Raw genomic sequence first — 18,439 nt, 5'->3', positions numbered from 1 at the left:
GCCCGCCCCCACCATGCCGCACGGCCGCCCACGGGGCTTCACCCTGCTCGAGTTGATGGTGGTCGTGGCCATCATCGCCATGGCCACGGCGGCCGTCAGCTTTGCGCTGCGCGAGGACAGCGGCACGCGGCTCGAGCGCGAGGCCCTGCGCCTGTCGGCCATGCTCGAATCGGCGCGCGCGCAATCGCTCACCAGCGGCCTGCCGGTGGTGTGGCGCGTGCGGCCCCATGGCTTTGAATTCATCGGACTGCCACGTGCGCGTGCCGGCGACGGCCCCACGCCCTCCGAAGGCGCGCACCAATGGCTGAACGCCGACACCGGCGCCCAGGTGCTGCAGCCGCCCGGCGCCACCTCGCTGGTGCTCGGCCCCGAGCCGCTGATCCCGGCGCAGCGCATCGCCCTCGGCCTGGGCGAGCGCCGCCTGGTGCTGGCCACCGACGGCCTGGGCCCTTTCCGCGTCACCCCGGACGCGCCCTGACCCCCGAGATGAAAAGCGCGCGCGGCTTCACCCTGATCGAGGTGCTGGTGGCCCTGGGCGTGGTGGCGCTCGCCCTCACCACCGGCTTGCAGGCCAGCAACGCGCTCACGCGCACGGCCGAGCGCCAGACCGAACAATGGCTGGCCACCCTGTGCGCCGAGAACACCCTCACCACCCTGCGCCTGCAGCGCCAGCTGCCCGGCACAGGCAACAGCGAATCCGCCTGCCAGCAGGCCGGCCACGACTTGCGCGTGCGGGTGTCCGTGCTGCCCACGCCCAACCCCAACTTCCGCCGCATCGACGCCACCGTGCTGCGCGGCGCCGACGGCCCCGGGGTGCGCCTGCTGACGCTGTCCACCGTGCAAGGACGCTTCTGATGGGCCGGCGGCGCGCGCGTGGCTTCACCCTGATCGAGCTGCTGGTGGCCCTGGCCATCCTCTCGATCATTGCCGTGCTGGCCTGGCGCGCCATCGACGGCATGGGGCGCACGCAGAACATCACCCAGTCGCGGGGCGACGAGCTGCGCCGCCTGCAGTCCGCCCTGGGCCAGTGGACGGCCGACCTGGACGCCCTGGTCGACACGCGCGAAGTCGCGCCCATCGCCTTCAACGGCCAGGTGCTTCGGCTCACCCGGCGCGACCCCATGGAGTCCGGCCTGGACAGCCGAGGCGTCCGCGTGGTGGCCTGGGCCCTGCTCAACGGCCCCGAGGGCCCGCGCTGGTCGCGCTGGCAGTCGGGTCCGCTGCGCCAGCGCAACGAGCTCGCCCACGCCTGGCAGCGCGCGGCCGACTGGGCCACCGGCCGTGTGAACGCGCCCGGCAACACCGCCGGCGACGCGCTCACCGCCCCCACGGCCGACAGCGCCATCGCGCTGGTGCCGGCCTTGCGCTGGCAGCTGTACTACCACCGCGGCGAGGCCTGGACCAACCCCCAGTCGGCCGACGACGCCCAGCCCCCGCGCACCATGGCCTTCAGCCCCAATCTCAACATGCCCAATGGCGTGCGCCTGCTGCTGGAACTGCCCCCGGCCGGCACCGCCCTGCACGGCGTGCTGCAGCGCGACTGGGTGCGCCCCACGCTGGAGCCCTCGCCATGAGCGCGGCCGGGCCGCTCCCAGGGAACTCCGCCCCGCCGGGTGCGGCATGGAGGGCCGTGCCGTGACACGCACCCACCAGCGAGGCGCGGCGCTGCTGCTGGCCATGCTCACCGTCACCCTGGTGGCCGCGCTGGCCGCCAGCGCGCTGTGGCAGCAATGGCGCGCGCTGGAGGTCGAGCGCGCCGAGCGCCAGCGCGCCCAGGCCGCCTGGATCCTGACCGGTGCGCTCGACTGGGCGCGCCTGATCCTGCGCGAGGACGGGCGCGGCAACCAGACCAATGGCAACCCCGACCACCTGGGCGAGCCCTGGGCGCTGCCCCTGGAGGAGGCCCGGCTGTCCAGCTTCCTCGCCGCCGACCGCGACAACACCGCCGACAGCACGCTCGAAGCCTTCCTCTCGGGCGAAATCACCGACCTGCAGTCGCGCCTGAACTTCAACAACGTGGCGCGCCTGACCACCGTCCAGAACGGTGCCGTGCCGCTCAAGTACGAACTCTCCGAGCCCGACCTGGACAGCCTGCGCCGCCTGTACGAACTGCTCGGCCTGCCCCGCGGCGAGCTCGAAGCCGCCGCCAAGGAGCTGCTGGCCAGCGCCCAGATGTCCCTCAGCGACCCCCTGCCCGCGGACGCGGCCTCGCTGCTGCCGACCAAGCTTTCACAGCTCGCCTGGCTGGGCATCTCGCCCAGCAGCCTGGCGCGGCTGGAGCCCCACCTCACCGTGCTGCCGCTGCGCACCACGCTCAACCTGAACACCGCCAGCGCCGAGGCCATCGCCGCCTCCCTGCCGGGGCTGGATCTGGCCATGGCGCGCCGCCTCGTCTCGGCGCGCGAACGCACGCCGTTTCGCAGCATCGCCGAGGCACAGCGCCTGCTGCCCCAGGGCCCGGCCGTCCTCAGCGACCAGTACCACGGCGTGCGCAGCAGCTTCTTCGAGGTGCGCGGCCGCTTGCGGCTGGACGACACCATCATCGAAGAGCGCTCCCTGGTGATGCGCCAGGCCCTGGACGCGCGCATCGTCTGGCGCGAGCGCTTCACGCGCCGCTGAGGCGCCCCAGGGTGCCGGTCGCCCCCCCGGGGGATGGCGACTGAAGCCGCCACGCAACGCCCTAGGGCACCTGGATGAGGGTTTGACATGGTCCCTCTCTAGAATGGCCGGTCCCATCTTCTGAAATCCCGCCTGTGCTCATCGTCACGCCCGTCGACTACCTGGCACCGCCCTCGGCCGCCGCCGCGCTGATGCGCTGGGTGCGCAGCACCGACGGCCAGAACCCGGTCGAGGACGGCGAATCGGCCCTGTCGCTGCTGCCGCGCAACGAGGAACTGGTGCTGGCGCTGCCGCCGCGCGCGCTGTCCTGGCACCGCCTGAGCCTGCCGCGCGTGAGCGGCCCGCGCCTGCGCGCCGCGCTCGACGGCCTGCTCGAAGACCAGGTGCTCAGCGACGTGGGCGCCCTGCACCACGCCCTGGAGCCCGGCGGGCGCGCCGGCCAGACCGTGTGGGTGGCCTGCACCGACCGCGCCCGCCTGCGCGACTGGCTGCGCGCGCTCGAATCCGCCGGCCGCCCGGTGGCGCGCATCGCGCCGCTGATGTGGCCCCTGGTGCCCGCCCGCGCGCCCGGTGCCACCGGCGCCACGCGCAGCTTCGCCATGGACTCGCCCGGCCAGCTGCACTGGGCGCACATCGACGGCGACCAGGCCTGGCTGGCCAGCGCCAGCCTGCTGGGCGTGAGCTGCGTGCCCCTGCGCGGCGACCAGCCCCTGCCCCTGGACGCCCTGCTGCCCGGCGCCAACGCCAACGACCTGCGCGCCACCGACGCGCTGGACGTCTGGCTGGCCGACCCGCTGGTGGCCGAACTCGCCGAACGCGCCTTGCAGCGCCCCTTCGACCCGGTGCCGCCGGCCCGGTGGCTGCTGCGCGCCGGCCAGAGCGACTGGAACCTGGCCCAGTTCGACCTCAGCCTGTCCTCGGGCGCCCGGCGCGGCCAGCGCTGGCGGCGCGCCTGGCGCCAGTTCCGCAGCGGCCCGCAGTGGCGCGCGGCGCGCTGGGGCCTCGCGGCGCTGGTCGCGGCACAGCTCTTCGGGCTGAACCTGACGGCCTGGCAAGAGCGCCAGAGCCTGCGGGACAAGCAGGACGCGGTGCGCACCACCCTCACCACGGCCTTCCCCCAGGTCAACCTGGTGCTCGACGCCCCCGCGCAAATGCAGCGCGAGGTGGCGCGGCTGCAGCAGGCCAGCGGCCAACTCTCGGCCGGCGACCTGGAAAGCCTGCTGGCCGCGGTGGACCGCGCCGCCGGCAGCGAACCGCTGTCGCCCACCCGCATCGGCTACGACAACGGCGCGCTGCGCCTGTCGGGCTGGCGCTCCGGCGAGGAGCGGGTGCGCGCACTGCAGCAGGCCCTGCAGAACGGCGGCTGGCGCGCGCAATTCGACGGCAACGAACTGGTGCTGCAGGCACCGCAACCCTGACATGGCCGCCGACCCCGACACCCCTTCCCCGGCGAACGCCCGCGCCGCCCTGGCCGGCTGGTACGGTGGCCTCGCCGCGCGCGAACGCCGGCTGGTGCTGGCCGCCGCGCTCATCGTGGGCCTGGCCCTGCTGTGGTGGCTCGCCATCCACCCCGCCTGGCGCACCCTGCGCGAGGCGCCAGCGCGCCACGCCGCACTGGACGCGCAGCTCGCGCGCATGCAGCAGCTTGCGCAGACCGCCGAGGGCCTGCGCGCCGCCTCCACCGGCCAGCCGCCGGGCCGCGACGAGGCCCTGCGCGCCCTCGAGGCCGCCACCGGCGCCCTGGGCGGCACCGGCCAGATCAACGTGCTGGGCGACCGCGCCACCCTCACCCTGCGCCAGGCCGAGGCCCTGGCCCTGGCCGGCTGGCTGCAGCAGGTACGCGTGAACGCGCGGCTGCTGCCGCTCGAATCCCAACTCAACCGCGACGGCCCGGGCACCACCTGGAGCGGCTCGCTGGTGGTGAGCGGCCCGCCGCTGGCAGGGAATTGAGATGAACGCCGCCCGGCCGCCCGAAGGCGTTCGCACCGCAGCGCGTTGCGCGAAGGTGTTGCGAATTCGCGCCGCCCGGCCGCCCGAAGGCGTTCGCACCGCAGCGCGCTGCGCGGAGGTGTTTCCATGAGCGCCTCTGCCACCGTGCGCCGCCTGGCCTTCGCCGCCGCCGTGCTGGGCCTGCTGCTGGCGCTGCTGCTGTTCGCCCCGGCGCGCTGGCTGGCCAGCGCACTGGACCGGGCCAGCGGCGGACAGCTGCAACTCGTCAACGCGCGCGGCAGCGTCTGGAGCGGCCAGGCCGATCTGCTGCTCACCGGCGGCGAAGGCAGCCGCACCCGCAGCGCCCTGCCCCGGGGTTTGCGCTGGCGCCTGCGCCCCGCCTGGCAAGGCGGCCCGGCGTTCGCGCTGGCGCTGCAGGCGCCCTGCTGCACCCCACAGCCGCTGCAGCTGCGCCTGCACCCCGGCCTGAGCGAAACCTCGCTCAGCGTCGCCGGCTTCGACAGCCGCTGGCCGGCCGAACTGCTGGCCGGCCTGGGCACCCCCTGGAACACCCTGCGCCTGCAGGGCGTGCTGGCGCTGCGCAGCGAGGGCCTCACGCTGACCCTGGCCAGCGGCCGCGCGCGGCTGCACGGCGGGCTGGACATCGACGCGCTCGACATGGCCTCGCGCCTGTCCAGCATCCGTCCCCTGGGCAGCTACCGCGCCACGCTGCGCGCGGGGGCCGAGGGCGACACCGCCCGCCTGGACCTGAGCACCCTCAACGGCGCCCTGCTGCTGCAAGGCCAGGGCCAATGGGTGGGCGGGCGCCTGCGCTTCGCGGGCGACGCCCAGGCCGCGCCCGGCAGCGAAGAGGCCCTGACCAACCTGCTCAACATCGTGGGCCGCCGCCAAGGCGCCCGTTCGGTCATCACCATCGGGTGAACCTTAGACGTAGGATCGCCATCATGTTTGCCCTCCCCCCCCTGGCCGGACGCCGCAGCGCACTCGCGCTGGCCTGCGCACTGGCGCTGAGCCTGCCCGGCGCGCCGACGGCCACCGCGCAAACCCGGCCGACCGAGCCCGTCACGCTGAACTTCGTGGGTGCCGAAATCGAGGCCGTGGCCCGCACCATGGCCACCATCACCGGCCGCAGCGTCGTCGTCGACCCGCGCGTGCGCGGCACCATCAACCTCTCCACCGACCGCCCCGTGCCCCCGGCCGCCGCGCTGAACCAATTCGCCGCCGCGCTGCGCCTGCAGGGCTTCGCGCTGGTGGACACCGGCGGGCTCTACAAGATCGTGCCCGAGGCCGACGCCAAGCTGCAGGGCAACGTGGTGAACGCGGGGGCCGCGTCGGCGCTGCCGGCGTCCAACACCGTGGTCACGCAGATCTTCCGGCTCAACCACGAGAACGCGAACAACCTGGTGCCGGTGCTGCGCCCGCTGATCCCGCCCAACAACACCATCAACGTCAACCCGGGCAACAACTCCCTGATCATCACCGACTACGCCGAGAACCTGCAGCGCATCGGCCGCATCGTCGCCGCGCTGGACGTGCCCGGCGCGAGCGACGTCGAGATCATTCCGCTGCAGCACGCGGTGGCGGCCGACATCGTGCCGCTGATCCAGCGCCTGATCGACCCCGCCGCCAGCGGCACCACGGCCGGCGCCGCCGCCGCCGGCGATGCCTCCTTCCGCACCACCATCGTGGCCGAGCCGCGCAGCAACGCGCTGGTGCTGCGCGCGGCCAACCCGGCGCGCCTGGCCCTGGTCAAGTCGCTCGTGGTGCGGCTCGACCAGCCCTCGGCCAGCGTGGCCAGCGGCAACATCCACGTGGTCTACCTCAAGAACGCCGACGCGGTGGCCCTGGCCACCACGCTGCGCGCGGCCATCGCGGCGGGTGACGGCGGCGGCAGCGGCGGCGCCCTCGGCGGCGGCAGCAGCGGCGGCGCGTCCAGCGGCGGCCTGTCGCGCGCCAGCACCGGCGGCCTCAACCTGGGCGGCGGCGCCAGCAGCGGCATGGGGGCCAACAGCGCCGCCAGCACGCCGGTGGCGGCCAGTGCCCAGCCCTCTACCGGCGGCATGATCCAGGCCGACCCGGCGACCAACTCGCTCATCATCACCGCGCCCGAGCCGCTGTACCGCCAGCTGCGCGCGGTCATCGACCAGCTCGACTCGCGCCGCGCCCAGGTGTATGTGGAAAGCCTGATCGCCGAGGTGAACGACGACAAGGCCGCCGAGTTCGGCATCCAGTGGCAGGGCGCCTCCGGCCAGTCGGGTGACCGCGTGATCGGCCTGCTCGGCACCAATTTCGGCGAAGGCGGGCGCAACATCTTCAACCTCGCGCAAGGCGAGACGGCGCCCGCCGCCGGCCTGAACATCGGCCTGGCGCGCCGCACCGGCGGCGTCTACGTGCTGGGCTTCCTGGCGCGCTTCCTGCAGGAAAACGGCGCCGGCAACATCCTGTCCACACCCAACCTGCTCACGCTGGACAACGAAGAGGCCAAGATCGTCATCGGCCAGAACGTGCCCTTCGTCACCGGGCAGTTCACCAACACCGGCGGCGGCAACAACGGCTCGGTCAACCCCTTCCAGACCATCGAACGCAAGGACGTGGGCATCACCCTGCGCGTGAAGCCCCAGATCAGCGAGAACGGCACCATCAAGCTGACCATCTACCAGGAGGTGTCCAGCGTGGCGCCGTCCTCGGTGAATTCCAGCACCGGCCTCATCACCAACCTGCGCAGCATCGAAAGCACCGTGCTCGTCAACGACGGCGCCATCGTGGTGCTGGGCGGCCTGCTGCAGGACGAGTACGCGCAGAACCAGGACAAGGTGCCCGGCCTGGGCGACGTGCCCGTGCTCGGCGGCCTGTTCCGCAGCGAAACCCGCAGCCGCAAGAAAACCAACCTGATGGTGTTCCTGCGCCCCGTGGTGATGCGCGACGAGCGCGACACCGCCAACCTCGCGCTCGACCGCTACGAGCAGATGCGCAGCATCCAGCGCGGGCTGCAGCCCGAGCGCAGCAGCGTGCTCAAGATCAACGAGTCGCCCGTGCTGGGTCCGCAGGCCCTGCCCTACGAGCGCCTGGCGCCGCGGCCCACGCCGCTGGGCGCGCCCGAAGGTTCGCCCAACGCCGTCCCCGCGCCCACGCCGCCGGCGGGCGCCCCGGCGCCCGCCCCCGCCCCTGCCCCTGCCCCCCAGCAGTGAGGCCGCGCCCATGAAGTACCCGCTGCCCTACGCCTTCGCGCGTGAGCACCAGTGGCTGCTCGAGGAAGACGCGGGCCGGCTCACCCTGGTGGGCAGCCGCACGCCCGCGGCCGATCCGCAGGCCCAGTCCAGGCGCCTGTCGGCCCTGTCCGAGATCCTGCGCCTGCACCCGCTGCTGGACCTGCAGTGGGAAGACGCCGAGGGCCTGCGCCAGCGCATCAGCTCGGCCTATTCGCAGGGCGAATCCAGCGCCGCCGCCGTGGTGAGCGAGGTGCAGAGCGATGCCGACCTCAGCCGCATGATGCAGGAGCTGCCGGCCATCGAGGACCTGCTGGAAACCGCCGACGACGCGCCCATCATCCGCATGCTCAATGCCCTGCTCACGCAGGCCGCGCGCGATGGCGCCAGCGACATCCACATCGAGCCCTTCGAGCGCCACTCCAGCGTGCGCTTTCGCGTCGACGGCACGCTGCGCGAGGTGGTGCAACCCAACCGCGCCCTGCACGCGGCCCTGATCTCGCGCCTGAAGATCATGGCCGAGCTCGACATCTCCGAAAAACGCCTGCCCCAGGACGGCCGCATCAGCCTGCGCATCGGCACCCGCGCGGTGGACGTGCGCGTCTCCACCCTGCCCAGCGCGCACGGCGAGCGCGCCGTGCTGCGCCTGCTCGACAAGAGCGAGAGCAAGCTCGACCTCGAATCCGTGGGCATGCAGGGCGACGTGCTGGCGCGCTTCCTGCGCCTCATCCAGCAGCCGCACGGCATCATCCTGGTCACCGGACCCACGGGCTCGGGCAAGACCACCACGCTCTACGCCGGCCTGCAGCGGCTGGATGCCGGGCGCCAAAACATCATGACGGTCGAGGACCCGATCGAGTACGAGCTGCCCGGCATCGGCCAGACCCAGGTCAACCCCAAGATCGAACTCAGTTTCGCCAAGGCCCTGCGCGCCATCCTGCGCCAGGACCCGGACGTCATCATGATCGGCGAAATCCGCGACCACGAGACCGCGCAGATCGCCATCCAGGCCTCCCTCACCGGCCACCTGGTGCTGGCCACGCTGCACACCAACGACGCGCCGAGCGCCGTCACCCGCCTCACCGACATGGGTGTCGAGCCCTTCCTGCTCAGCAGCTCGCTGCTGGGCGTGCTGGCGCAGCGCCTGGTGCGTAAGCTCTGCGTGCACTGCCGCCGCCAGGACGCGCAGGGCCGCTGGCACCCGGTGGGCTGCGAGCACTGCAGCCAAAGTGGCTACAAGGGCCGCACCGGCATCTACGAACTCATGGTGGCCGACGACCAGATCCGCGCGCTGGTGCACCAACGCGCGGCCGAAAGCCGGCTGTTCGCCGCCGCCGAGAAGGCCGGCATGCGCACCATGCGCGAGGACGGCCAGCGCCTGATCGAGACGGGCGTGACCTCGGTGGAAGAGGTGATGTCGGTCACCCGCGAATAGGGGCGTCTGCATGCCCGCCTACACCTTCGAGGCCGTTGACGCCAACGGCGAAACGCACAAGGGCGTGATCGACGCCGACACCGCGCGCGCCGCGCGCGGCCTGCTGCGCGCGCGCTCGCTGGTGCCGCTGGCCGTGGAGCCGGCCGCGCAGTCGGCGCAAGCCGGTGGCGGCCAGGGACTCAACGTCACGCTGTGGGGTGGGCGCGTGTTCAGCAACACCGCGCTGGGCGTGTGGACGCGCCAGCTCGCGGGCCTGGTGGCCGCCGGCATGCCGCTGGAGCGCGCGCTCAGCGCGCTGGCCGACGAAGCCGAGAACGACAAGCTGCGCAACCTGGTGGCCACGCTGCGCAGCGAAGTCAACGCCGGCTCGTCCTTCGCGCGCGCCCTGTCGCAGTACCCGCGCGAATACGCGGCCAGCTACAGCGCCGTGGTGGCCGCCGGCGAACAGAGCGGCCAGCTCGGCACCGTGCTGGAGCGCCTGGCCGACGACCTGGAAGCGCGCGAGGCGCTGCGCAACAAGCTCATCGCCGCGGCCCTGTACCCGGCCATCGTGACCCTGGTGGCCATCGTCATCGTCGTTTTCCTGGTCAGCTACGTGGTGCCGCAGGTGGCGGGCGTGTTCGAGGGCAGCAAGCGCGCCTTGCCCACGCTCACGGTCATCATGATGGGCATCAGCGCCTTCGTGCGCACATGGGGCTGGGCCGTGCTGCTGTTGCTCGTGCTCGGTCTCATCGGGCTGGTGTTCGCGCACCGGCAGGAGGGCCTGCGCCTGCGCATGGACGCCGCCGTGCTGCGCCTGCCCGTGCTGGGCCGGCTGGCGCGCGGCTTCAACGCCACGCGCTTCGCCGGCACGCTGGCCATGCTGGCGGGCGCGGGCGTGCCCATCCTGCGCGCCCTGCAGACCGCCGCCGAAACCCTGAACAACCGCGCCCTGCGCGAAGACGCGCTCGACGCCCTGGTGCGCGTGCGCGAGGGCGCGCCCCTGGCCTCGGCCCTGGCCAGCAAAAAGCGCTTTCCGCCACTGCTGAGCATGTTCGCGCGCCTGGGCGAACAGACCGGCCAGCTGCCGCAGATGCTGCAGCGCGCGGCCGACCAGCTCGGCGCCGAGGTGCAGCGCCGCGCCATGTCCCTGGCCACGGTGCTGGAGCCCCTGCTCATCGTGGGCATGGGCCTGGTTGTCATGCTCATCGTGCTGGCGGTGCTGCTGCCGATCATCCAACTGAACCAACTCGTCACCTGAAACCATGAGCCCCCACGCGCCTCACTTCGTGTATCCGCTGCCCCCCAAGGGGGCGCAGACCGCCCTGGGGGCGGCCCGGCGGGTGGTCTGATGGCAGTCACCCTCGACGGCAAGCTCGTCGTCGCCATTTCCTCGCGCGCCCTGTTCGACTTCGAAGAAGAGAACCGCCTGTTCGAGCAGGGCGACGACAAGGCCTACATGCGGCTGCAACTGGAGCGGCTCGACACCCCCGCCGCGCCCGGCGTGGCCTTCTCCCTGGTGCACAAGCTGCTCGCCTTCAACGACGCCCACGCCCAGCGCGTGGAGGTGGTGATCCTCTCGCGCAACGACCCCGTCTCGGGCATGCGCGTGTTCCGCTCGGCCCAGCACTACGGCCTGCCCATCCAGCGCGGCAGCTTCACGCGCGGCCAGTCGCCCTGGCGCTACCTGCGCCCGCTGCGCGCCAACCTCTTCTTATCGGCCCACCTGGCCGACGTGCGCGCCGCACTGGACGCCGGCGTGCCCGCCGCGCAGGTCTACCCCACCTCGGTGCGCGCCAGCGACGCCCACCCGACCGAGGTGCGCATCGCCTTCGACGGCGACGCCGTGCTGTTCTCCGACGAGGCCGAGCGCATCTACCAGTCGCAGGGCCTCTCGGCCTTCCAGTCGCACGAATCGAGCAAGGCCGGCACGCCGCTGGAGGGGGGCCCCTTCAAGCCCCTGCTGGAGGCCCTGCACCGCCTGCAGAGCGAAGGCACGCCGCTCATGCGCATCCGCACCGCGCTGGTCACCGCGCGCAGCGCGCCCGCGCACGAGCGCGCCATCCGCACGCTGATGAACTGGAACATCGAGGTCGACGAGGCCATGTTCCTGGGCGGCCTGCCCAAGGGCGAGTTCCTGCGCGAGTTCGAACCCGACTTCTTCTTCGACGACCAGACCGGCCACATAGAGTCCGCCGCCCAGCACGTGCCGGCGGGCCACGTGGCCTCGGGCATCTCGAACCCCTGAGCCCAGCCGCCATGCCCCACGCGCAGCCCCTGCCGTCCCTTTCGACTCAGGTGGTGGCGGGCCGCGGGGGCCTGAGCGAGCTGCACGTCCGCAACCGGCTGGCGCGCGCCACGGTCTCGCTGCAGGGCGCGCAACTCCTGTCCTTCCAGCCGCACGGCCAGCCCGACTGGCTGTTCCTGAGCCCACGCGCGCGCTTCGAGGCGGGTCAGGCCATCCGCGGCGGCGTGCCAGTGTGCTGGCCCTGGTTCGGGCCCGATCCCGACGGCCTGGGCCGCCCCGCCCACGGCTTCGCGCGGCAGAGCCCCTGGACGCTGCGCCACGCCATGGACGAAGCCGATGGCAGCACCCGCCTGCTGTTCGAGCTGGTGGACAGCGGGCGCACGCGCGCGCTCTGGCCGCACCGCTTCCTGCTGCGCCTGGAGATGCACCTCGGTTCCACACTGCGCCTGAGCCTCGACACGCGCAACACCGGCGACACCGCCTTCACCCTCACCCAGGCCCTGCACAGCTATTTCGCGGTGGACCGCGTCGACGCGGCGCGGGTGCTGGGCCTGGAAGGCTGCGCTTTCATCGACCAGGTGCCCGGCGCGCGCCCGGACGGCAGCCCCACCGAGGACGCCTTGCGCTTCAGCGGCCGGCTTGACCGCCTCTACCAGCGGGTGCCCGATCGCCTGCAGCTGCTCGGCGCGGCCGGTGGCCAGCGCCTGACGCTGCGCAGCGAAGGCAGCCGCACCGCCGTGGTGTGGAACCCGGGCGCCGAGCTGGCCGCCAGCATGGCCGACCTGGGCCCAAGCGCGCACCAGCACTTCGTCTGCGTCGAAACCGCCAACGCGGGCGACGAGCGCATCGCGCTGCCGCCCGGTGGCCGGCACCGCCTCACCGTCGAGATCGCGGCCCAGGCCGCCGGAGCTTTTCCATGACCGAGAAGATCAGCAAGTGGCGCGCCCTGCGCGAGTTCGCCGGCAAGGCCTGGCGGCTGTCCATGCCCTACTACCTCCATTCGGAGGACAAATGGAAGGCGCGCGGCCTGCTGCTGGCCATCGTGCTGCTCAACCTGGGCGCGGTCTACATGCTGGTGCTGCTCAACGAGTGGAACCGCGTGTTCTACGACGCGCTGCAGAACAAGGACGCCGCGGTGTTCTGGCGCGAACTGGGCCGCTTCACCTACCTGGCCTTCAGCTTCATCGTCATCGCGGTCTACCGCTTCTACCTCACGCAGTTGCTGCAGATGCGCTGGCGCGAGTGGATGACCAAGCACTACATGGACCGCTGGCTCGCCAACCACCGCTTCTACCAAATGGAGCTGGCGCGCTACTCGCGCGAGGGCAACGCGCCGCCCGACAACCCCGACCAGCGCATCGCGGAAGACATGAACCTCTTCACCAGCTACACCGTGGGCCTGTCCATGGGCCTGCTCAACGCGGTGGTCACGCTGCTGAGCTTCATCGGCATCCTGTGGACGCTGTCGGGCAGCTTCGGCTTCACGTTCCAGGGCCGGCACGTCGACATCCCGGGTTTCATGGTCTGGATGGCGGTGCTCTACTGCGTCGTCGGCAGCGTGCTCGCCCACTACATCGGCCGCCCGCAGATCGCGCTCAACTTCAAACAGCAGCGCTTCGAGGCCGACTTCCGCCACCACCTGGTGCGCGTGCGCGAATACAGCGAGTCGATCGCGCTGGACAAGGGCGAGGGCGTGGAGCGCCGCCAGCTCGGCCTGCGCTTCGCCGACGTGCTGGGCAACTACCTGCGGCTCATCCGAACGCAAAAGCGCCTGGTCTGGTTCACCAACGGCTTCGGCCAGGCCGCCACGGTGTTCCCCTTCATCGTGGCGGCGCCGCGTTTCTTCAGCGGTGCCATCCAGCTCGGCGAACTGATGCAGATCGCCTCGGCCTTCGACCGCGTGCAGGGCGCGCTGTCCTGGTTCGTCGACAACTACGACCAGATCGCCGCCTGGCGCGCCACCACCGACCGCATCACCAGCTTCGATGAGAGCTTCGCCGCGCTGCAGGCCGGCGACCCCGCCACCGCCAGCGAGACCAACGCCGAGGACGCGATCGCACTCGACGCCATGGACCTCGCCCTGCCCGGCGGCGCGGCGCTGCTGGCGGTGCAAGGCGCACGCATCGCGCCCGGCGATTCGGTGCTGGTCCAGGGGCCCTCGGGCAGCGGCAAGTCCACGCTGTTCCGGGGCCTGGCGGGCATCTGGCCCTGGGCGAAACGCCGCCTGCGCCTGCCGGCCGACTTCGACGCGCGCGCCATGTTCCTGCCGCAGCGGCCCTACTTCCCCAACGGCCGCCTGCGCGACGCCCTGGCCTACCCCGAGCCCGCCGCGCGCTACGGCGACGAGGAGCTGCAGGCCGCGCTGCGCGAGGCCCTGCTGCCCGACCTGGTGGCGCGGCTCGACGACCCCGACGCCTGGGGCCAGAAGCTCTCGGGCGGCGAGCAGCAGCGCCTGGCCATCGCGCGCGCCCTGCTCAAGAAGCCGCGCTGGCTGTTCGTCGACGAAGCCACCAGCGCGCTCGACGAGGCCGCCGAGGCCACGGTCTACGAGCGCCTGCAGGCCCTGGTGCGCGCGCAGAACGGTGCCCTGGTGTCGATCGCGCACCGGCCCGGCGTGGCGGGCTGGCACGCGCGGCGCTGGGTGCTCGAGCCCGGCGCCGCGGACGGTCCGCGCTACCGCGTCGCCACCGGCTGAAGCGCGAGCTCACCACGCCGCCAGCAGCCGGCCCACGCCGGCCAGGGCCTGCTCGCGCGCCGCCGCGCCCGCCGGGCTGTCGGCCAGGTAGGCGCTCACCAGCAAGGGCGCCCGCCCCGGCGGCCAGACGATGCCGGCGTCGTTGGCGCTCTCGCCCGCGGTGCCGGTCTTCTCGCCGATGCCCCAGCTCGGTGGCACACCCGCGCGCAGCCGGCGGTCGCCCGTGGTGTTGGCTTTGAGCCAGGCCGCCAGCTGCTCACGCGAGGCCGGCGACAGCGCCTCGCCCAGCAGCAGCGTGCGCAGGGTGCGCGCCATGGCGCGCGGCGTGGTGGTGTCCAGGTCCTCCCCGGGCGAGGGCTCGTTGAGTTCGGGTTCCATGCGGTCCAGCCGCGTCACCGGGTCGCCGACGCCGCGCAGGAACGCCGTCAGGGCGGCCGGGCCGCCCACCTCGCGCAGGATCAGGTTGGCCGCGGTGTTGTCGCTGGTGGTGATGGTGGCCTCGCACAGCTGGGCCAGGCTCAGGCCCCGGCCGCCCACGTGCTTCTCCGTCACCGGCGACCACTGCACCAGATCGCGCTGGCGGTAGCGCACGCGCTTGGACAGCGGCGCCTTGCCCTGGTCGGCGCGCCGCAGCACCAGCGCCGCCGCCAGGGTCTTGAACGTGCTGAGCATGAGGAAGCGCTCGTCGCTGCGGTGGCCCCATTCGCGTCCGTCGGCGGTGTCGAGGATGTGCACGCCCAGGCGTCCCCGGGACTTCGCCTCCAGTGCGCGCGCCGCGGCGTCGAGGGCGTCCGTGCTCTCCTGACCCCAGGCAAACTGGGGCATCAGAAAGGCCGCCAGGGCGGGAGCGGTGGCAGCGAGGCCAAGCAGTTGTCGTCGATGGATCATCGTTTCTCCTGTAGAAAGCGCGAATGCTAGGGACGCGGCCGGCGCGGTTCAAACGGAAATAATCTGCCCCAGACCCAAGAAAAACTTTTATCGACCATGGACCTTCCCCTCAACGCCCTGCGCGCCTTCGAGGTCTCGGCGCGCCACCTCAGCTTCACGCGCGCCGCCGAGGAACTGCACCTGACCCAGACCGCCGTGAGCCAGCACGTGCGCAAGCTCGAAGACCGCCTGGGCCGCCGCCTGTTCCGCCGCCTGCCGCGCGGCCTGGCGCTCACCGACGAAGGCCAGGCCCTGCTGCCGGTGCTCAGCGAGACCTTCGAGCGCCTGTCGGCCACGCTCGCCAGCTTGCAGACGCGCCAGCGGCGCGAGGTGCTGTCCATCGGCGTGGTGGGCACCTTCGCGGTGGGCTGGCTGCTGCCGCGCCTGCGCGACTTCCAGGCCCGCCACCCGCTGATCGAGTTGCGCCTGTTCACCCACAACAACCGCGTCGATCTGGCGGCCGAAGGCCTGGACGCGGCCATCCGCTTCGGCGACGGCCAATGGCCCGGGTGCGAGGCCGTGCCCCTGCTCGACGCCCCGCTGGCGCCGGTCTGCTCGCCCGCGCTGGCGCACCGCATCCGCACCCCGGCCGACCTGGGCCGCGAAACCCTGCTGCGCTCCTACCGAGGCGATGAGTGGCCCGCCTGGTGCGAGGCGGCGGGTGTGCGCGCGCCCCTGCTCACCGGGCCGCAGTTCGATTCCTCCCTGCTGCTGGCCGACGCGGCGGCGCAAGGCGCGGGGGTGGCCCTGCTGCCGCTGCGCCTGTTCAGCCGCGACCTGCAGGCTGGCCGGCTGGTGCGGCTGTTCGACGTGGAGGTGGCCGTGGGCCGTTACTGGTTCACGCGCCTGGCCCGGCGCCGCGCCTCACCAGCCGTGCAGGCGCTGCGGCGCTGGCTGGAAGAGCGGCTGGGCGAGGCCGGCTGACACCGGCCCTCCCCCCCGGCGCACCCGGACAGCGCGCCGCAGACCACGACCTGCCAGCGGTGGTCGCGCATGGCGGGTGCGCCTACGGATGGCGTGGCAGCGCGGTGCCGCGGGGCGTCCCTTCGCGGTAGGCCTGCCAGCCCCGCTCGCGCAACTGGCAGGCGGGGCACTGCCCGCAGCCCCAGCCCCAGGCGTGGCGGTGTTCGCGGTCGCCCTGGTAGCAGGTGTGGGTGTGCTCCACGATCAGCGCCACCAGGGCCTCGCCGCCCAGCTCGCGCGCCAGGCGCCAGGTGTCGGCCTTGTCGATCCACATCAGCGGCGTGTCGACCAGGAAGCGCTGGTCCATGCCCAGCGAGAGCGCGAGCTGCATGGCCTTCATGGTGTCGTCGCGGCAGTCGGGGTAACCGGAGAAATCGGTTTCGCACACGCCCGCCACCAGCACCGTGAGCCCGCGCCGGTAGGCCAGCGCCGCGGCCAGGGTAAGGAACAGCAGGTTGCGCCCCGGCACGAAGGTGTTGGGCAGGCCGTTGGCCTCCATGCGAAAGGCCATGTCGCGCGTGAGCGAGGTCTCGGACACCGCGCCCAGCACCGCGAGGTCGAGCACGTGGTCCTCGCCCAGCCGGGCGGCCCAGGCGGGAAAGGCTGCGCGCAGCTCGCGCAGCACGGCCTGGCGCGCATCGAGTTCCACGCGGTGGCGCTGGCCGTAGTCGAAGCCCACGGTCTCGACGCGCTCGAAGCGGCTCAGCGCGTGCGCCAGGCAGGTGGTGGAGTCCTGGCCGCCGGAGAACAGGACCAGGGCATGGGTGTGGCGCATGGGGTTGGGCATGGGGCGATGGTAGGGCTCAGCGGGTGGCGTCGCGCAGGAGCGCCATGGCGTGGCTGTCGACGCTCTGGCCGTCGACCCGGAACGCGCCGCGCTGCAGGCCTTCGTGCGCGAAGCCCATGCGCTCGTACAGCGCGCGGGCATTGGGGTTGTCGGCCCGCACCGTCAGCTCGATGCGGGTGAGGCCCTTGGCCCAGGCGGCGGCGATGGCGGCCCGCATCAGGGCCGCGCCCAGGCCCTGGTGGCGCGCGCGACGCACCAGGCCGATGCCCAGGGTGCCGACGTGGCGCCGGGCGCTTCGCCGAACACGGGCAGCACATCGCACCAGCCGACCACTTCATCGTCGAGCAGGGCCACGACGTGCGGGTTGCCCTGGCGCAGGCTGTCGCGAAAGAAGGCGACGGTCTGCTCGCGCGGCGGCGCCTGCAGCATGGCCAGGTAGCGCTTCTCGCGCGCCACCTCGTCGAGCACCTGGTGCAGGCGCTCGACGTGGGCTTCGGTGAGGGGCAGGATGCGGGTGTTCATGGGCTCGGGGGTCGGGAATCGGCGGCGACCGGGGTACCCGCCTGCAGTTGGCGCAGCAGGGCGTCGGCCTCGTGGGGGGTGCGCGCTTCGCACCAGCGCAGGTGGGCGAAGGTGCCGGCGTCCCGCAACGCCTCGAACTCGCGCCGGCGGCGGTGAAAGGTGCTCAGGATCCACCACAGGATGGACTCGCGCGACAGGAAGGACTGGCGGAAGGACTCCCGGTTGCCATGGAACAGCTCCTCGCCGGAGGCCGCGCGCGCCACCGTTCGCCGCAGGCCGCGCCAGAACACCCGGGGCAGGCCGAAGTTGAGCCAGACGATGGTGGTGGCGCGGCCCCACAGCCGCTCGCGCGCGAGCCCGTAGTTGCCCGCCGCCACCCAGCGTTCGCCAGCGCTGGCCTGTTCGACCAGGCGCAGGAACTCGGTCGGCGGCTTGGGCGTCCAGGCGGGCGCCCAGTACAGCTCGTCCAGTTCGATGAGCGCGCAGCCGCGCGAGGCGGCCAGCGCGCGGGCGAAGGTGGATTTGCCGGCGCAGCTGGAGCCGATGACCACCACGCGGTCGGCGCCGGCCTCGTTCATGGCCGCTCGCCTGTCGGGTGTTCGCCCACACCGAGCCGCTTGCGCATCAGCGCATTCGGCAAGGCCAGCCCACGGCGCACCGGCAGGCGCCGCTCGACCACCTCGAAGCCGAAGCGGCGAAAGAAGGCCTCGGCGCTCAGGCTGACGTGGGCGTGCAGCGCCTGCAGCCCCAGCGCGGCCGCCTCCTCATGGAGGCGCCGCATCAGCAGCGCGCCGATGCCGCGCCTTGGGTGATGCCCGGATACGAAGAAATGGTCGATAAGGCCGTCGGCCTGCAGGTCGGCATATCCCACCACCTCCTCGCCGTCGAGCGCCACGAACGGCGCCAGGGCTCGCACGCGCTGGGCCCAGGCGTCCCGTTCTTCAAACGTGGGCATCCAGGCCCGAATTTGCTCAGGCGAGTAGTCCCGGCTGGCGATCGACTCGATGGCCGATCGGTGCACGCGGAACAGCGCGGACTCGTCGCCAGCTTGAAAGCGGCGGGTGCGCAAGGTGGTTGAAAGCGGCGTATCTGACGGGAGGGGCATGGG

At 72.7% G+C, this 18,439-nt stretch carries 20 protein-coding genes; 14 read left to right on the top strand and 6 right to left on the bottom strand.

Features of this window, described 5'->3' with window-relative positions; translation table 11 throughout:
- Window positions 1-13: 13 nt before the first annotated feature.
- From SOM08_RS04170 to SOM08_RS04110, 13 genes are all read left to right on the top strand, one after another.
- Window positions 14-478, top strand: a complete 465-nt coding sequence (locus SOM08_RS04170) for a prepilin-type N-terminal cleavage/methylation domain-containing protein (protein ID WP_116958420.1) — start codon at window positions 14-16, stop codon at window positions 476-478.
- A gap of 8 nt (window positions 479-486) precedes the next feature.
- On the top strand, window positions 487-855 hold the full coding sequence (gene gspI / locus SOM08_RS04165; protein ID WP_116958421.1) for a type II secretion system minor pseudopilin GspI: 369 nt from the start codon (window positions 487-489) through the stop codon (window positions 853-855).
- Window positions 855-1,574: a PulJ/GspJ family protein gene (locus SOM08_RS04160; protein ID WP_181936447.1), complete on the top strand. Its 720-nt coding sequence runs from the start codon at window positions 855-857 to the stop codon at window positions 1,572-1,574. The genes gspI and SOM08_RS04160 overlap by 1 nt, the downstream gene beginning before the upstream one ends.
- 61 nt (window positions 1,575-1,635) lie before the next feature.
- On the top strand, window positions 1,636-2,619 hold the full coding sequence (gspK, locus tag SOM08_RS04155; protein WP_245980873.1) for a type II secretion system minor pseudopilin GspK: 984 nt from the start codon (window positions 1,636-1,638) through the stop codon (window positions 2,617-2,619).
- A 134-nt stretch (window positions 2,620-2,753) separates the two neighbouring features.
- Entirely contained in the window at window positions 2,754-4,037 is a 1,284-nt protein-coding gene (gspL, locus tag SOM08_RS04150; protein ID WP_322470111.1) for a type II secretion system protein GspL, read from the top strand.
- Window position 4,038: 1 nt separating this feature from the next.
- Window positions 4,039-4,569 carry a type II secretion system protein GspM gene (gspM, locus tag SOM08_RS04145; RefSeq protein ID WP_116958424.1) on the top strand — a complete coding sequence of 177 codons (531 nt, stop codon included), beginning with the start codon at window positions 4,039-4,041 and terminating at the stop codon, window positions 4,567-4,569.
- A gap of 126 nt (window positions 4,570-4,695) precedes the next feature.
- Window positions 4,696-5,490, top strand: coding sequence for a type II secretion system protein N (gene gspN, locus SOM08_RS04140; RefSeq protein WP_322470110.1), 795 nt, complete (start codon window positions 4,696-4,698; stop codon window positions 5,488-5,490).
- Window positions 5,491-5,513: 23 nt separating this feature from the next.
- Window positions 5,514-7,757, top strand: a complete 2,244-nt coding sequence (gspD, locus tag SOM08_RS04135; RefSeq protein ID WP_322470109.1) for a type II secretion system secretin GspD — start codon at window positions 5,514-5,516, stop codon at window positions 7,755-7,757.
- A gap of 10 nt (window positions 7,758-7,767) precedes the next feature.
- Window positions 7,768-9,210 (top strand): type II secretion system ATPase GspE, encoded by a 1,443-nt coding sequence (gene gspE / locus SOM08_RS04130; protein ID WP_116958427.1) that lies wholly within the window; start codon window positions 7,768-7,770, stop codon window positions 9,208-9,210.
- Between the two features lie 10 nt (window positions 9,211-9,220).
- Window positions 9,221-10,450, top strand: a complete 1,230-nt coding sequence (gene gspF / locus SOM08_RS04125) for a type II secretion system inner membrane protein GspF (RefSeq protein WP_116958428.1) — start codon at window positions 9,221-9,223, stop codon at window positions 10,448-10,450.
- Window positions 10,451-10,540: 90 nt separating this feature from the next.
- Window positions 10,541-11,437: a 5'-nucleotidase gene (locus SOM08_RS04120; RefSeq protein ID WP_070401022.1), complete on the top strand. Its 897-nt coding sequence runs from the start codon at window positions 10,541-10,543 to the stop codon at window positions 11,435-11,437.
- Between the two features lie 11 nt (window positions 11,438-11,448).
- Entirely contained in the window at window positions 11,449-12,357 is a 909-nt protein-coding gene (locus SOM08_RS04115) for a D-hexose-6-phosphate mutarotase (protein WP_322470108.1), read from the top strand.
- A complete protein-coding gene (locus tag SOM08_RS04110; RefSeq protein ID WP_322470107.1) occupies window positions 12,354-14,132 on the top strand; it encodes an ABC transporter ATP-binding protein/permease in 1,779 nt (592 codons plus the stop codon). The genes SOM08_RS04115 and SOM08_RS04110 overlap by 4 nt, the downstream gene beginning before the upstream one ends.
- Window positions 14,133-14,141: 9 nt before the next feature.
- Here the strand turns inward: SOM08_RS04110 and bla are convergent, their stop codons facing one another.
- The gene (gene bla, locus SOM08_RS04105) at window positions 14,142-15,020 is read right to left on the bottom strand and encodes a class A beta-lactamase (RefSeq protein ID WP_116958431.1); all 879 of its coding nucleotides are present in this window, start codon (window positions 15,018-15,020) and stop codon (window positions 14,142-14,144) included.
- A 96-nt stretch (window positions 15,021-15,116) separates the two neighbouring features.
- Between bla and SOM08_RS04100 the strand changes: the two genes are divergently transcribed.
- On the top strand, window positions 15,117-15,983 hold the full coding sequence (locus SOM08_RS04100; RefSeq protein WP_116958432.1) for a transcriptional regulator GcvA: 867 nt from the start codon (window positions 15,117-15,119) through the stop codon (window positions 15,981-15,983).
- Between the two features lie 82 nt (window positions 15,984-16,065).
- Here the strand turns inward: SOM08_RS04100 and queC are convergent, their stop codons facing one another.
- Genes queC through SOM08_RS04075 form a run of 5 tightly spaced genes read right to left on the bottom strand, consistent with a single transcriptional unit; the run spans window position 16,066 to window position 18,400 of the window.
- Entirely contained in the window at window positions 16,066-16,809 is a 744-nt protein-coding gene (gene queC, locus SOM08_RS04095) for a 7-cyano-7-deazaguanine synthase QueC (protein ID WP_116958433.1), read from the bottom strand.
- Window positions 16,810-16,825: 16 nt separating this feature from the next.
- Window positions 16,826-17,065: a GNAT family protein gene (locus SOM08_RS04090; RefSeq protein ID WP_322470106.1), complete on the bottom strand. Its 240-nt coding sequence runs from the start codon at window positions 17,063-17,065 to the stop codon at window positions 16,826-16,828.
- Entirely contained in the window at window positions 17,026-17,331 is a 306-nt protein-coding gene (locus tag SOM08_RS04085; RefSeq protein ID WP_322470105.1) for a hypothetical protein, read from the bottom strand. The genes SOM08_RS04090 and SOM08_RS04085 overlap by 40 nt, the downstream gene beginning before the upstream one ends.
- Window positions 17,328-17,909: a toxin gene (locus SOM08_RS04080; protein ID WP_322470104.1), complete on the bottom strand. Its 582-nt coding sequence runs from the start codon at window positions 17,907-17,909 to the stop codon at window positions 17,328-17,330. Before SOM08_RS04080 ends, SOM08_RS04085 begins: the two co-directional genes overlap by 4 nt.
- The gene (locus SOM08_RS04075) at window positions 17,906-18,400 is read right to left on the bottom strand and encodes a GNAT family N-acetyltransferase (RefSeq protein WP_116958436.1); all 495 of its coding nucleotides are present in this window, start codon (window positions 18,398-18,400) and stop codon (window positions 17,906-17,908) included. Before SOM08_RS04075 ends, SOM08_RS04080 begins: the two co-directional genes overlap by 4 nt.
- Window positions 18,401-18,439 lie beyond the last annotated feature (39 nt).

It is taken from the genome of Hydrogenophaga sp. SNF1, assembly GCF_034421675.1.
Classification (GTDB): domain Bacteria; phylum Pseudomonadota; class Gammaproteobacteria; order Burkholderiales; family Burkholderiaceae_C; genus Hydrogenophaga; species Hydrogenophaga borbori.
The sequence above is the reverse complement of the archived record's forward strand: the minus strand, read 5'-3'. Positions and strand labels throughout refer to the sequence as shown.